This window comes from Xanthomonas albilineans (genome assembly GCF_002939705.1).
GTDB classification, from domain to species: domain Bacteria; phylum Pseudomonadota; class Gammaproteobacteria; order Xanthomonadales; family Xanthomonadaceae; genus Xanthomonas_A; species Xanthomonas_A albilineans.
Genome location: NZ_MDCB01000005.1, coordinates 21,225 through 35,138, shown reverse-complemented (window position 1 = coordinate 35,138; position 13,914 = coordinate 21,225). Strand labels below are relative to the sequence as shown.

Here is a 13,914-nt window from a genome sequence, read left to right as displayed (position 1 = left end):
GCAAGAACGCCATGGACGCAGAAACACGCCAGCGCCGCATCCGCCAACTCGCCCATGAAATCTGGGAGGCCGAAGGCCGACCCGACGGCCACGCCGCCCGCCACTGGGCGATGGCCGAACGCCTGGTGGACGCGGAAGCCGCTGCCGAAGCCGACGCGGACGCTCACCCACCGCCGCCGCCCACCGACGACGGCACTGCTTCTTCGTAAGGATTTTTCCGCATGCCTATGCGCAAGCTCATCCGTCGTTCGCGCATCCGCGAAGGCAGACCCTATCCACTGGGCGCCACCTGGGACGGGCTGGGGGTCAATTTCGCGCTGTACTCCGCCCACGCCAGCAAGGTCGAACTGTGCCTGTTCGACGACCGCGGTCGCGAGATCGAACGCATCGTACTGCCGGAATACACCGACGAGATCTGGCACGGCTACCTGCCCGATGCACGCCCCGGCCAGCTCTACGGCTACCGCGTGCATGGCGCCTACGCGCCCGATGCTGGCCACCGCTTCAACCCCAACAAACTGCTGCTCGATCCCTACGCCAAACAACTCGTCGGCGAATTGAAATGGGCGCCGGCGCTGTTCGGCTACGTCATCGGCCACAAGGATGCCGACCTGAGTTTCGACCGTCGCGACAGCGCCGCCTACATGCCCAAGTGCGCGGTGATCGATCCGGCCTTTACCTGGGGCAAGGATCAACATCCGCAAACACCGTGGGACAGCACCGTCATCTACGAAACCCACCTGCGCGGCACCACCATGCGCCACCCCGCGGTGCCAGAAGCCTGGCGCGGCACCTTCTCCGGATTGAAAGTGGACGAGGTGGTGGAACACATCAAACGGCTGGGCATGACCGCGGTGGAGCTGATGCCGATACACGCCTTCGTCGACGACGAACACCTACTCAAACAGAACCTGCGCAATTACTGGGGCTACAACACCATCGGCTTCTTCGCGCCGCATCCGCGCTACATGGCCACGCGCACCGTGTCCGAATTCAAACAGATGGTGGCGCGCCTGCACCACGCTGGGCTGGAGGTGATCTTGGACGTGGTCTACAACCACACCGCCGAAGGCAACGAACTGGGGCCAACGCTCTCGTTCAAGGGCATCGACAACGCCAGCTACTACCGCCTGGCCGAGAACCGCCGCTTCTACATCAACGATACCGGCACCGGCAACACCTTCGATCTGACCAATGCCGGCGCACTGCGCATGGTCAACGATTCGCTGCGTTACTGGGTGTCGGAGATGCATGTGGACGGGTTCCGCTTCGACCTGGCCACGATCCTGGGTCGCGAACACCACGGCTTCGACCCCAAGGGCGGTTTCCTCGACGCCTGTCGCCAGGATCCGCTGCTGAGTCAGGTCAAGCTGATCGCCGAACCGTGGGACGTGGGCCCAGGCGGCTACCAGGTCGGTGGCTTCCCACCGGGCTGGTCGGAATGGAACGACAAATTCCGCGACACCGTGCGCGCGTTCTGGCGTGGCGACGCCGGCCAACTTGCGGAACTGGCCACGCGCCTGACCGGCTCGGCCGACGTGTTCAACCACCGCGGCCGCCGCCCCACCGCCTCGGTCAACTTCGTCACCGCCCACGACGGCTTCACCCTGCACGACCTGGTCAGCTACGCGGACAAACACAATCATGCCAACGGCGAAGACAACCGCGACGGATCGAACAACAACCTCTGCGCCAACCACGGCGTGGAAGGCGAAACCGACGACGCGCAGATCAACGCACTACGCCTGCGCCAGATGCGCAACATGCTGGCCACCGTGCTGCTGTCGCAAGGCACGCCCATGCTGCTGGCCGGCGACGAATTCGGGCACAGCAAGGGCGGCAACAACAACAGCTATTGCCATGACAGCGAACTGAACTGGCTGCACTGGGAGGGCGGCGAGCGCGCCCGCCACCTGTGCCGCTTCGTCTCGCGCCTGACCCACTTGCGCGCGCACTACCCGCTACTGCATCGCGCCCGCTTCTTCGACGGTGTCTACGACGAAGAACTGGGCATCAAGGACGTGACCTGGCTGGCACCGGACGGCGAGGAGATGACCGAAACCGCCTGGCACGACCCGCACGCGCGCGCACTGATGATGCGCCTGGACGGTCGCGCGCCCTCCAGCGGCCTGCGCCGGGCGGCCGCGAACGTGACCTTGTTGATGATCCTCAATAGCGCGGCCGAGGACATGGTGTTTACCCTGCCGCTGGTGAAAGGCGAACACTGGCGGGTGCTGATCGATACCGCCGAGCGCAGCGGCGAACATGGCCTGCCAGGCGGCGCGCAGTGGCATGGCATTGGCCGCTCGCTGACCCTGATGGCCGCCGAACGCGACAGCACGTTGGCCGCCGCGCATCATCAAAACGCCGATGCACCAGCAACAGGCTGACGCAACGGCACGCGCAACATTGCGTTATCGACTCACGCCATCGCCTGCATCCATTGCAGCCGCGCCTGCTGATGCTGCAACAGGCTGGTGACCAGAATCGCGGGTGTATGCGGTGACGTCAGCAGCGCACCTTGCAAAAGCGACGTCATTAGGCCGGCGAACGTGCCCGCCGCATGCGGCGGGCACGACGTGGCGAGAGGCAACCGATCAGCGCGAAGCCGGCGGCGGCACGGCCGGAACGCCAGGCTGTCCCTGCACTGCCGGCAGCGGGGCCGGGACGGAATGCATGAACACCCCCTGCTGCGAGGCGCGGTCGCGGCCCACTTGCGTCGCTTCCACCGCACGCCCCACATTGGTGATCACACCGAAGCCGCTGACACTCAGACGCGCGCCAGTACGCAGCAGTTCGCTGTATTGCAACGCAGCCGGAGGCGGCATTCGCACCACCGTGCCGTCGCTGAGCAGCACGCCAGCGGTTTCGCCACGCGGCCCGTAGATCAACCGTTCGATACGGCCATCGGCCTGCAGCGGAGTGAGCGACGGCGGCGCTGGAGGCGCGGGCGGCGGCGTCATCGGGTTCGGCGGGCGGTCCACCACCTGCTTACCGCTGCGGCGCGCGGTAATCGTGCTCGCCTGCAACACCGGCAGGCTGCCCAGACGATAGCCCTGCACCGACACCGCATCGCCACGGCGCACCGCCGCTTGCAGGTCGGCCGACAGATGCGGCGGGAAGTTGACCTGGGTACCGTCCATCAACCACATCCCATCGACATCGCCATTCGGGTTGATCATGAAGCGTTCGACGGTACCGTCCACCTGCACCTGCGTGGCGGCGACGGGCGCGTCGGCTCCCAGCGGTGCGGGCGGGACAGGCGGCGGTGCGGGCGGCGGATACACCTGCGCGGCGGCAGTGGTGGCAACAAAAACCAGGGACAGAGCGAGTGCGCTACGACGGATCATGAGAGGTTCTCCACAGCGGCAGGGAGTGCCGCTTGCAGTGGAAATAGAGCAGGCACCGTGCCAACCTCCAAATATTTGATTTAAAAGAAAATACAATAGAACTCCGGGGATCGCGGCGTCTGCATTCCATCCACTTCCGTCCGTTTTGCGGACACCTTTTCACCCAGTACCACACGCAGCGGACACTCACTGCAGGCCGTATTCGTCGAGCTTGCGGTACAGCAACTGACGATGGATGCCGAGCCGGCGCGCGGCCTCGGCGCGATTGCCGTGGGTGTGCGCCAGCGCCGCTTGGATCATGCGTCGCTCCAGTTGCGCAATCGCCTGCGGCAGGGTCATCGCATCGGTGTCGACAGCCGCCGCATCGTTCGGCTCGGCCAGCAGTTCGTCCAGATCGTGCGCTTCGATCACCGGCGCGCGCACCAGCACCTGGCAACGCTGCATGGCGTTACGCAATTCGCGCACGTTGCCCGGCCAGGGATAGACGCGCAGCCGTGCCTGCGCCGTGGCCGATAACGTCTGCACACTGGTCGCGCCAGTCTCCAGAAAGTGTTGCGCCAGCAGCAGGATATCGTCGCCGCGCTCGCGCAGCGGCGGCAATTCGATCGGCACCACGTTGAGCCGGTAGCGCAGATCGCCACGGAAGCCCCCCTTCTCCACCGCCTGGGCCAGATCGCGGTGCGTTGCGGCGATCACGCGCACGTCCACTTTCTGCGCACCGCGCCCGCCCAGCGGCGACACCTCGCCCTCCTGCAGAAAGCGCAGCAGTTTGGCCTGCATCGGCAATGGCATGTCGCCGATCTCGTCGAGGAACAACGTGCCACCATCGGCATCGCGAATCAGGCCGCTGCGGTCGGCGACCGCGCCGGAGAACGCCCCCTTGCGGTAACCGAACAGCTCGCTCTCCATCAGTTCGCTGGGAATGGCCGCGCAGTTGACCGCAACGAAGGGCTGCCCGGCGCGGGCGCTGGCACGATGCAAGGCGCGCGCCACCAACTCTTTGCCCGTGCCAGTCTCGCCGCTGATCAACACCGGCAGATCGGAGGCCGCAGCCAGGCCGATACGCTTATGCACGGTGCGCATCGCCGCGCTGTGACCGAGCAGTGCATCGTCGTCCTCGGCAGGCGTCGCCGGCACGGATGTCGCGGCCTGCTCGGCACGACTGAGCAGTGCGCGTTCGACCACCGCCGCGATGTCGGCACGGCCAACTGGCTTGACCAGATGATCGAACGCGCCGAGTTTCATCGCTTCGATGGTATTGCCGCTGGACGCATGGGCGGTGAGCATCACCAACGGCACGCACGCGGCACGCACATCGTTCTGGCGCGCGCGCATCAGCGCGATGCCATCCATCCCCGGCATACGGAAATCGACGAAGACCAGATCGATATCGCCCTCGCCCAACCGTAGCAGCCCTGCCTGTGGATCGGCCAGCGCAATCGCCTCGTGACCGAACGAGCGCAACGTGGCCTGCAGCGTGGCGAGAAACGCCTGGTCGTCGTCGATGATCAAGATGCGCGCCATGGCAACTCCAGGGTGAAGGTGGTGATGCCGTCGTGGTGCGTGTAGCGCGCCTCGCCACCATGTGCGCGGGCGATTTCGCGCACCAATGCCAGGCCCAGGCCATTGCCATCGCTGCGACCGCTGGCGAATGGCTCGAACAAGTGTGCGGCGACCGGCGCGAGAACCGGTTCGCCGCGGTTGCACACGCTCAATCGGAGCAGGTCCGCGTCGGCATGCGCGGCCAGGGTCACCTCGGTGCCTGGCGCGGCGTGCTGCAATGCGTTGCGCAACAAATTATGCAAGGCACGCGCAGCCTGCAGTGGATCCAGCCTCCACTGCGCTGGTGCCGCGTCCAGATGCAGTGCAATCAGCGGCACTTGCGCGTCCCATTCGGCCGGGTCCAGCAACGCCTGCAGCCAAGCCCGCAGTTCCACCGTGTGCTGCTGCAAGCGGATCGGCTGGACCATGCCAAGCAGACTTTCGACCACTCCGTCCAGGCGCTGGATCTGCGTCAGCATCAGTTGCGCCTGGGCATCGTCGAATGCATCCCCGCCCGCTGCGATCTGGTTCTCCAACGCCAGACGCAAGGTCGCGATCGGGTTGCGGATCTCGTGCGCCACGGTCGCGGTCATGCGCCCGAGCGCGACCAGCCGCTCGTGCCGCGACAGTTCCTCGCCGAGCCGGCGCGTCTGCGCCAACGCCTGCGCACTACGCTGTGCGTAGTCGGTGACCGCCGCGCCGAGCCGGTCCAGTTCCGGTGCGCCGGTCGCGGGGATGACGGGGATTTCGGCCGGCGTCGCCAGCGCCTGCTGGATACGCCGCAGGCGCTGGCTCCAGCGCCGCACCACCCAGCCCAGGGCCAGCGCCGACCCCACCACCAAGGCCAGAATCAGCGCCATGCCCAACGCCAGCGGTAGACTGGCCGCAGCATCGCTGGAAGCGACCCGGGTCATGGTCCAGGCCACGGCATGGCGATCCAGCGGACACGCGGCGATCAGCAAGGTCTCGCGCTGCCCGTCGCGCCGGTATGTCACCGCCTGGTGCGCATCGACGCCGCGCTGTGCGGTGGCGACGATCACCGCGCGTTCGGCCACGGGCACGTCGGTTTTGTGCTCGCTGCCATCATAGGTCGGGTAGGCATAAGCCAGGAAGCCGTGCTGACGGTTCCAGATGCCGCCTTCAACGCCGGCGGCATCGGCCAGAACCAATTGGGTCACCACCGCCGCCAGGCCGGTGCCATCGCTGCCGTGCGCGGCGACGCTGGCGCCGTTGTAGCGCTGGACCATGTGTGCGCAGACCTCCTGCAACTGCGCTTGCGCCCGCTGCGCGCGCACGCCCTCGCTGTGCCGATACAGCCCGACCAGCACCACCGCCATGCCCACGCAGGCGGCGACGATGACGATCCAGATCAACAGGAGTTGGCGCAGCAGCGAACGGGGCATGGCCGACCTTTGCACGAGACGAAGCGACGAAGCCGATCGTACCTGCGGGGCGAAACCACGGCCATGCGCGGCACGCATCACGCAGTGTTACACCTCGTTCTCAGTGCTCGTGTCAGCCTGCTTCGACGGCACGAACACGCATCTGTTGTGCCATGTGCTCAGACAGTACATGCAGCGCCCTGGTTGACTGGACGACGGCCATGAGGTTGGTCGGGTCTAGTTCGGCGTCGGTTTTCGCCGCGATCAGCACCGCACTTGCGGTCGTGATCATGAGGATGCGCTGGGCATGCGCGCAACGTCATGATCGCTGCGGGCACCAACGGCACGGCACGTGTTGCGGCGCCGTGCGTGTACTCAACCGGCTTGTTGCACCTCGACCCGCAAGGCACGCGCCGGCCGTGGCCGGCTGGGGAAGGCATGCCGCACGATCCGCCACATTACCTGGCCGAACTGCCGCGGCAGCGACCCGGTGTTGTAGTGCTGACCGTAACGCGCACAGATCTTGCGCACCTCCAGCGCCAGCGACGCATAGCGGTTGGCCGGCACATCAGGGTAGAAATGGTGCTCGATCTGATGGCTCAGATTGCCCGAGAGCAGATTCAGCAACTTGCCGCCTGCCAGATTGGACGAACCACGCAACTGGCGCAGATACCAGTGACCACGCGACTCGTTTTTGATCGAGTCCTTGGAAAACGTCTCGACTTCGGCGGTGAAGTGACCGCAGAAAATGATCACGAACGTCCAGATGCTGCGCAACACGTTGGCGACCAAGTTCCCCAGCAACACCGGCAGGAAGAACGGGCCGGCCAGCGCCGGAAACACCACGTAGTCCTTGATGATCTGCCGCCCCATCTTGCGCCCGACCGGAGCGAACGCACGGCGCAACTGACCGGGCTTCATCTTGCCCGCGAACCAGCGGCCCAGACGCAGGTCTTGGATCGCCACGCCCCATTCGAACAGCACCGCGAATACCACCGCGATGAATGGCTGCGCCAGGTAGAACGGACGCCAGCGCTGCTCGGGGAAGATGCGCAACAGGCCGTAGCCGATGTCATCGTCCATGCCGCGCACGTTGGTGTAGGTGTGGTGCTTGAAATTGTGCGTCTTACGCCAGTTCTCGCCAGTGGCGACGATGTCCCATTCGTAGGTATTGCCGTTCAACTGCGCATCGCCCATCCAGTCGTACTGGCCGTGCATGACGTTGTGGCCCAGCTCCATGTTCTCCAAGATCTTGGACAAAGTGAGCAACAGCACACCAGCGATCCACGCCGGCAGCAAAACACTGTGCACGAACGCGCCCAGGAACAGCAACGCGCGTCCCGCCAGACCGGTGTAGCGCACCGCCGCGACGATGCGACGGATGTAGCGCGCATCGCGCGCACCCAAGTCGGCGAGTGTGCGCGTACGCAGCGCGTCCAGTTCATCGCCGAACGCTTGCAATTCGGCCGGAGTCAGTGCGCGGTTGCGGGGAGTCGCCATGGAAAAGTCCTTCAAAGGTCCAAGATCAGGTCGCTGCTGGCGCTGTTGATGCACAGCTTCAGCGAACCGGGTTCGGTGGTGTGGACGCCGCTGAGCAGGTCGCGGGTCGCACCGGACTGCTTGCCGCAGGCGCAGCTGTTACAGATCCCCATGCGGCAGCCATGCTTGGGCCGCAGGCCCTCGGCTTCCAGCGCGCTGAGCAACGATTGCCCGCGCGGCAGTTGCAGCACACGGCCGCTGCGCGCCAGGGTCACCGCGACCGTGCCCTGCTCGGTGTCGTCCAGCGCCGGCGGCGGGCTGAACGCCTCGGCCTGGAAGCGCGCGACATGCGGCTGTAGACGTGCACGCGCCGCCTGCACGAAACCTCCCGGGCCGCAGGCCAGCACCTGTGCCTGTTCCAGGCCGTGCAGATGGTCCAGCGGCAGCGCATCCACCCGCGGCGCGGGAGAATCGCCCTCGCCGGTGATCGCCAGTTGCAGGCGAAAGCGCGGATGCGCGGCGGCCAGCGCCTGCAGTTCGTCGCGGAAGCACACTTGGTCGTGGCGGCGCGCCCAATAAATCAAGTCGACATCGGCAGGCATCCCGTCCGCCGCCAACTGCCGCAACAGCGCACGCATCGGGGTGATGCCGCTACCAGCCGCCAGCAGCAACCAGTGCCCCTGCGGCGCGGCCGGCAGCACCATCTCGCCGAAAGCCTGGCCAAGCTCGAACACCTCGCCGATCCGCGCCGTACTGGCCAGATATTGGCTGACACGGCCACCGTCGATCACCTTGACCGTGATCGCCAGGCGCCCGTCCGGCAATCGCGTGGGGCTGTAACTGCGTAACAACCGACGCCCATCAATCTCCACGCCCAGTTCCACATGCTGACCGGCGCGCAGCCCACGCCAGTGACGGTTGGGTTGCAACACCAGGGTCACCGCGTCGCTGCTGGCAGCCTCGCGCTGCAGCAAGCGCGCACGTGGACGCTGCCAAGTCCACAACGGATGCAGGCGTGTGGACCAGAAATCGAAGACATCCGGCCGCACCCAAGCGTGCAACGCGCTGATGGCGGGACGGAGCTTGGCGGGACGACGGACGGCATTCATGGCATCCACTATACAGACACAGAGACAAATGTCTATACAGTTGTATATTCAGCAAAGGCGCTATGATCGCTCATTGCCTGCTCCGGCCCAGTCCATGACCTCGCCCCCCCTGCCCCAGCCCGAGGACGCGCTACCCGCGCGCAAGGGTGCGATCTCGCGCGAAGACCTGCTGGCGGCGGCGCTGAAGCTGATCGGACCGCACCGCAGCGTGTCCACGTTGAGCCTGCGCGAGGTCACCCGCGAGGCCGGCATCGCGCCGAACAGCTTCTACCGCCAGTTCCGCGACATGGACGAACTGGCGGTGGCGCTGATCGACCTGGCCGGCAGTTCGCTGCGCACCATCATCGGCCAAGCCCGGCAGCGCGCCGCTGGCAACCGCCGCAGCATCATCCTCAGCTCCGTGGAGACGTTCATGGAGCAGTTACGTGCCGACGACAAGCTGCTGCACGTCCTGCTGCGCGAAGGCACGGTCGGCTCGGACGCTTTCAAGCGGGCGGTGGATCGCGAATTGAATTATTTCGAAGACGAACTGCGCGTGGACTTGATCCGCCTGGCTGCGCAGGAGGGCGCACCGCTGCACGAGCCGGCGCTGGTTTCCAAAGCGATCACCCGGCTGGTCTTCGCGATGGGCGCAACGGCAATGGACCTGCCACCGGAGAAAGACCCGCAACTGATCCGGCAGATCACCGCGATGCTGCGCATGATCATCCTCGGCTCACGGGCATTGGCTGTTGGTTGAGGTGTGACGGCGCCAGATGCGGGCTTATCCAAAGATCCTGGACGCACTAACTCAACCGCCTAGGTTGCTCAGCGCCAAATGCTTACCTCGGCGAACTGCGTAGATAGCATGAAGAAACAACACATCTAACTCAGCAGATTCAATCCTCATGCCTCGCAGGCAACGTGTTTACCTGGGTGACGCCCTCCAGAGGCAACGAATCCGGTGGCAATGGCCCGATCAATGGCGTGGACGACAACGGCAGCACCAACAGGTGCACACGTGGATGCGTAGGGGGCACCGGCGACGCACTAAGTCAGCTGAAGAGTCGCCACCACTTCTGTTTGGGAAGTGCGTTGCTGCTGCTCTGCGCGGCAACGGTGACAGAACTGCCAACCGAGCTGTTTGTCGCTGCCACGATCGCCCAGTTGGCAATTTTGTAGAGCGCTTCGGACAAGCGTTCGTAAGTTTGCTGTTCGTCGCCTTCAAAACCCAGGTCATTCCACGAGCCCATGCCACCGAAGACCCATGATGACTGGGCGGCAGACAGCAGTTGGAGGGCATCGAGTGTGAGCAGGGAAGGGTTGAGCAGTTCCTTGTGGAATCCGTTCCACGATTTCTCGGCTGTAAGATCCTCGAGCGCTCTTACGAAGCAGTTTTCAAAACTATCCAGGCCATGCTTGGCGGCAAAGCTGCGGATCTGCTCAAGAATGTCGCGAAACTCTACGTGCAAAGCACGCAGATTAGGCTGCTCGACCTCGCCAAGGGGATCGTTAATAGCGGTCCGTCCGTAGGTGACTTGCCAGACTTTCTGATCTTCGCGCTGCCGGTCGCCCACGACCCAGCGCACTTCCCAGTAATCTGACGAGTCAGATTTGTTGGCTTGGATCTTCCAACTTCCACCGCCACCAACAAATCCCACAAGCATGCGGTCGGTGACGCCTCTTTCCGCGAGGCGGGGGTCACCCGATGGGCTGTACGTCATCCGCAACGCCGTGAAGCCGTGTGCTTTCAGGTAATCAAACCATGCTGCGGGGTCGTCGGCAACACGTCTCTCGGACCAGCCGGCCGACTTCATGGTCAATTCTACGAAGTGCACGTACTCACAAAACGACAGGGTACTATGGTGCTGATGCAGTCCAGTCGAAGCGATGCCGCGAAGAGCGGCGTTCCCCTCAAGCACCAATGCGACGATTTGAGAGAGGCTGCCTTGCATAGATATCCTGATGGTGAACTGGAGGTGGAATAACTGGAGTGGCTCGCTACAGATGGCCGAGCAAGTTTCCGAGAATTACCTGATCAAGGATACTGGCAACTCCAATGCCTGGTGACGCACCACCCTAAAATTCAACTTTCTCAAATACATACAGTATCCAACTGCATTTTCATGCGTTTGGTGGGCCCACCAGGATTCGAACCTGGAACCAAAGGATTATGAGTCCTCTGCTCTAACCGTTGAGCTATAGGCCCGGAAACATCCGGAACATGCAGGCGATGCGTTGGCTGCCGGCTTGGCGCCTCTGGCATCCACGCGGCGCAAGGCACCGAGGCGAGGGTGAGTTTAACGTCCACGACGGGGCGCTGTCTGCCCGCGCGTCAAACGCCAGCGGAAGTGGCCGTGCGCAAGGCCTGATGCATGCGTCCACGTGTGCGGGCGTGCCTCGACCAATCGAACGCAGCAAGGCACGACAGGACGGGCGCTGCGACAACCATCCATCTTCCCAGCCGACACCCAACCGCCTCAGGTTCGTCCGCCTTAGTCCGACCCAGCACAACCTCGCCTCAATCCGCATACCCCAACACCAACACCGCCAGCGGCGGCACGGTCAGAACCAGGGAGACGGGGTGACCGTGAACGCCGAGCGCCTCGCTACAAACATCGCCACCATTGCCGACGTTGCTACCGCCATAGATGGCGCTATCGGAGTTGAGCCATTCGCGCCAGCGGCCGGCACACGGGACGCCGATGCGATAGCCATGGCGTACCTCTGGGGTGAAGTTGACCACCACCAGCACTGGGGCGTCGCCGTCGTGCGCCTGACGCAGGTAGGCAAATACGCTGTTGCTGGCGTCATCGCCAATGACCCAGGCAAAGCCTTCGGGGACGTCGTCGCAGACGTGCAGCGCGGGATGCTCGACATAGAGCCGGTTGAGGTCGCGCACTAGGTACTGGATGCCGCGATGGCGCGGGTCGTCGCGCAGGTGCCAGGGTAAGGCAGCGTCGTGGTTCCATTCCGTGGGCTGGGCCAGTTCGCAGCCCATGAACAACAATTTGCGCCCCGGGTGGGTGTACATGAAGCCGAGATAGGCGCGCAGGTTGGCGAAGCGCTGCCAGTCGTCGCCCGGCATGCGCCCGAGCAGGGAGCGTTTGCCGTGGACCACTTCGTCGTGGGAGATCGGCAGCATGAAGCGCTCGGAATAGGCGTAAACCATGCTGAAACGCAGTTCGTCGTGGTGGTGACCACGGTAGATCGGATCACGCGCGATGTACTGCAAGCTATCGTGCATCCAGCCCATGTTCCATTTGTAGTCGAAGCCCAGGCCACCGTGGGCGCGGTCGGCGGTGACGCCGGGCCAGGCGGTGGATTCTTCGGCGATAGTGATGGCACCGGGCGCATGCTCGGCCACCACCTGGTTGAGCCGACGCAGGAAGGCGATGCTCTCGTAGTTCTCGCGGCCACCATGATGGTTGGGCACCCACTCGCCGGCATTGCGGCTGTAGTCGCGGTAGAGCATGGAAGCCACGGCATCCACACGCAGGCCGTCGATGTGGTAGCGCTGCAAGAATTCCAGCGCACTGGCAATGAGGAAACCGGACACTTCGCAGCGTCCGTGGTTGTAGATCAGGGTATTCCAGTCGCGATGGAAGCCTTCGCGCGGGTCGGCGTGCTCGTACAGTGCGGTGCCGTCGAAGTGCGCTAGGCCATGCGCGTCGGTGGGGAAATGCGCGGGCACCCAGTCGATGATGACGCCGATGTCCTCACGGTGGCAGCGATCGACGAAACGCGCCAAGCCCTCCGGTGTGCCAAAGCGCGCCGTTGGCGCGAACAGCCCCAGCGGCTGGTAGCCCCAAGAGCCGCCGAACGGATACTCGGCAATCGGCATCAGTTCGATGTGGGTGAACCCCATCTCGGCGACATAAGGAATCAGCCGTGTGGCCAAGCCATCCCAGTCGAGTATGTGGCCGTCGTCGTCGTGCATCCACGCACCGGCGTGCACTTCGTAGACGCTGATCGGTGCCTGCGGGCCGTGGCGGCGCGCGCGCGCCGCCATCCATGCGTCGTCATGCCACTGGAACGGCGTTGGGTCGGCGACGATGGAAGCGGTGCCAGGCGCCCATTCGGCGCGCCGCGCAACCGGGTCGGCCTTCGCAGGCAATGCTTCGCCATCTGGGCCGCGCAAGGCGTATTTGTAATGCGTGCCTGGGCCGACGTCGGGCACGAACAGTTCCCATACGCCGACCTGGTGACGCAAGCGCATCGGGTGGCGGCGCGCATCCCAACCGTTGAAATCACCAATCACCGCCACGCGCGAGGCGTTCGGTGCCCACACCGCAAAGCGGGTACCACGCACGCTTCCCACTTCCACCACGTTCGCACCGAGCACATCGGCCAGATGCAGATGGCGTCCCTCGCCAATCAGATGCAGGTCGAAATCGCTCAGTTGCGGGCCGAACGCGTAGGCGTCGGCCGTCTCCTGCTCGCCACCGGGCCAACGGATGCGCAAGCGGTAGTGACCAGCGTGCGACAAACGCGCATGGAAGAAGCCAGCTTCCGGCCCCTCCTGCAACGGCACATCGCGGCCGTCCTCGAACATGGCGATCACCGCTTCGGCTCCGGGCAGATAGCTACGCAGCACGTGCGCGTCGCCGAGACAATGCGCGCCCAACACGGCGAACGGATCGCGGTGCTGAGCGGTGGCGAAGGCGTGTTGCGTCGCCTCGTCCCAGACGTGCACGGCATCGCTCATCGAATCGACTCCTGGGGCGTGTAGGAAAGCGTTCGAGTATGCGTACACGGTTGTCGCAGCCACATGATCCACCATTGTCCCGTTGGCAACGGCTGCGCAGATCATGGCGCGCATACACAGAAGATGAGCGTCACCCATACGGCGTTACGCGCGCAGGCCCTTCCAGATACCGTGATCGTCACCACACACTGGCGCGACGACGCACTGGCTCCCGCCGACCTCGCGCCCAGCGCATTCAGGCGATGCAAAAGGGGGCGCCACACAGCTTCACCAGCGCATGCGCGTGGGGACGGCGACACCGCCGGATACCGACCGCACCGACGACGGCCAGGACTTTGCTGCACTGCAAAATGCGCGAAGGGTCA

Annotated in this window: 11 protein-coding genes and 1 tRNA gene; 3 read left to right on the top strand and 9 right to left on the bottom strand. The window is 64.5% G+C overall.

What is annotated here, in order from left to right; all coding sequences use genetic code 11:
* The first annotated feature begins 11 nt into the window (after nucleotides 1-11).
* Together XalbCFBP2523_RS06125 and glgX are read left to right on the top strand one after the other, a co-directional pair.
* A complete protein-coding gene (locus XalbCFBP2523_RS06125; protein WP_012917069.1) occupies nucleotides 12-209 on the top strand; it encodes a DUF2934 domain-containing protein in 198 nt (65 codons plus the stop codon).
* A 12-nt stretch (nucleotides 210-221) separates the two neighbouring features.
* Entirely contained in the window at nucleotides 222-2,390 is a 2,169-nt protein-coding gene (gene glgX, locus XalbCFBP2523_RS06120; RefSeq protein WP_045766256.1) for a glycogen debranching protein GlgX, read from the top strand.
* 207 nt (nucleotides 2,391-2,597) lie between these two features.
* On the opposite strand, the gene XalbCFBP2523_RS06115 is transcribed toward glgX, so the two are convergent.
* The 6 genes from XalbCFBP2523_RS06115 to XalbCFBP2523_RS06095 all read right to left on the bottom strand — a co-directional run bounded on the left by XalbCFBP2523_RS06115 (nucleotide 2,598) and on the right by XalbCFBP2523_RS06095 (nucleotide 8,862).
* On the bottom strand, nucleotides 2,598-3,350 hold the full coding sequence (locus tag XalbCFBP2523_RS06115) for a hypothetical protein (protein WP_012917071.1): 753 nt from the start codon (nucleotides 3,348-3,350) through the stop codon (nucleotides 2,598-2,600).
* A 186-nt stretch (nucleotides 3,351-3,536) separates the two neighbouring features.
* A complete protein-coding gene (locus tag XalbCFBP2523_RS06110; protein ID WP_045766257.1) occupies nucleotides 3,537-4,874 on the bottom strand; it encodes a sigma-54-dependent transcriptional regulator in 1,338 nt (445 codons plus the stop codon).
* A complete protein-coding gene (locus tag XalbCFBP2523_RS06105; RefSeq protein ID WP_045766258.1) occupies nucleotides 4,859-6,295 on the bottom strand; it encodes a sensor histidine kinase in 1,437 nt (478 codons plus the stop codon). Before XalbCFBP2523_RS06105 ends, XalbCFBP2523_RS06110 begins: the two co-directional genes overlap by 16 nt.
* Nucleotides 6,296-6,407: 112 nt before the next feature.
* Nucleotides 6,408-6,566 carry a hypothetical protein gene (locus tag XalbCFBP2523_RS16540; RefSeq protein ID WP_155394559.1) on the bottom strand — a complete coding sequence of 53 codons (159 nt, stop codon included), beginning with the start codon at nucleotides 6,564-6,566 and terminating at the stop codon, nucleotides 6,408-6,410.
* A gap of 83 nt (nucleotides 6,567-6,649) precedes the next feature.
* Nucleotides 6,650-7,774 (bottom strand): fatty acid desaturase family protein, encoded by a 1,125-nt coding sequence (locus tag XalbCFBP2523_RS06100; protein ID WP_012917074.1) that lies wholly within the window; start codon nucleotides 7,772-7,774, stop codon nucleotides 6,650-6,652.
* An 11-nt stretch (nucleotides 7,775-7,785) separates the two neighbouring features.
* Complete coding sequence (locus XalbCFBP2523_RS06095; RefSeq protein ID WP_045766259.1) at nucleotides 7,786-8,862, bottom strand: ferredoxin reductase; 1,077 nt, start codon at nucleotides 8,860-8,862, stop codon at nucleotides 7,786-7,788.
* Nucleotides 8,863-8,956: 94 nt separating this feature from the next.
* Between XalbCFBP2523_RS06095 and fabR the strand changes: the two genes are divergently transcribed.
* A complete protein-coding gene (gene fabR, locus XalbCFBP2523_RS06090; protein WP_012917076.1) occupies nucleotides 8,957-9,601 on the top strand; it encodes an HTH-type transcriptional repressor FabR in 645 nt (214 codons plus the stop codon).
* A 295-nt stretch (nucleotides 9,602-9,896) separates the two neighbouring features.
* On the opposite strand, the gene XalbCFBP2523_RS06085 is transcribed toward fabR, so the two are convergent.
* The 3 genes from XalbCFBP2523_RS06085 to glgB form a co-directional block, all read right to left on the bottom strand.
* Nucleotides 9,897-10,796 (bottom strand): hypothetical protein, encoded by a 900-nt coding sequence (locus XalbCFBP2523_RS06085; protein ID WP_045766260.1) that lies wholly within the window; start codon nucleotides 10,794-10,796, stop codon nucleotides 9,897-9,899.
* A 178-nt stretch (nucleotides 10,797-10,974) separates the two neighbouring features.
* A tRNA-Ile gene (locus tag XalbCFBP2523_RS06080) sits at nucleotides 10,975-11,050 on the bottom strand.
* Between the two features lie 312 nt (nucleotides 11,051-11,362).
* Nucleotides 11,363-13,549, bottom strand: coding sequence for a 1,4-alpha-glucan branching protein GlgB (gene glgB, locus XalbCFBP2523_RS06075; RefSeq protein ID WP_045766261.1), 2,187 nt, complete (start codon nucleotides 13,547-13,549; stop codon nucleotides 11,363-11,365).
* Between the last annotated feature and the right edge of the window lie 365 nt (nucleotides 13,550-13,914).

Coding starts and splice junctions, on each gene's coding strand:
- glgB (WP_045766261.1), bottom strand. CDS start 13,549: ATGAGCGATGCCGTGCACGTCTGGGACGAGGCGACGCAACACGCCTTC.
- XalbCFBP2523_RS06105 (WP_045766258.1), bottom strand. CDS start 6,295: ATGCCCCGTTCGCTGCTGCGCCAACTCCTGTTGATCTGGATCGTCATC.
- glgX (WP_045766256.1), top strand. CDS start 222: ATGCCTATGCGCAAGCTCATCCGTCGTTCGCGCATCCGCGAAGGCAGA.
- XalbCFBP2523_RS06125 (WP_012917069.1), top strand. CDS start 12: ATGGACGCAGAAACACGCCAGCGCCGCATCCGCCAACTCGCCCATGAA.
- XalbCFBP2523_RS06085 (WP_045766260.1), bottom strand. CDS start 10,796: ATGCAAGGCAGCCTCTCTCAAATCGTCGCATTGGTGCTTGAGGGGAAC.
- XalbCFBP2523_RS06115 (WP_012917071.1), bottom strand. CDS start 3,350: ATGATCCGTCGTAGCGCACTCGCTCTGTCCCTGGTTTTTGTTGCCACC.
- XalbCFBP2523_RS06095 (WP_045766259.1), bottom strand. CDS start 8,862: ATGAATGCCGTCCGTCGTCCCGCCAAGCTCCGTCCCGCCATCAGCGCG.
- XalbCFBP2523_RS06100 (WP_012917074.1), bottom strand. CDS start 7,774: ATGGCGACTCCCCGCAACCGCGCACTGACTCCGGCCGAATTGCAAGCG.
- XalbCFBP2523_RS06110 (WP_045766257.1), bottom strand. CDS start 4,874: ATGGCGCGCATCTTGATCATCGACGACGACCAGGCGTTTCTCGCCACG.
- fabR (WP_012917076.1), top strand. CDS start 8,957: ATGACCTCGCCCCCCCTGCCCCAGCCCGAGGACGCGCTACCCGCGCGC.
- XalbCFBP2523_RS16540 (WP_155394559.1), bottom strand. CDS start 6,566: ATGATCACGACCGCAAGTGCGGTGCTGATCGCGGCGAAAACCGACGCC.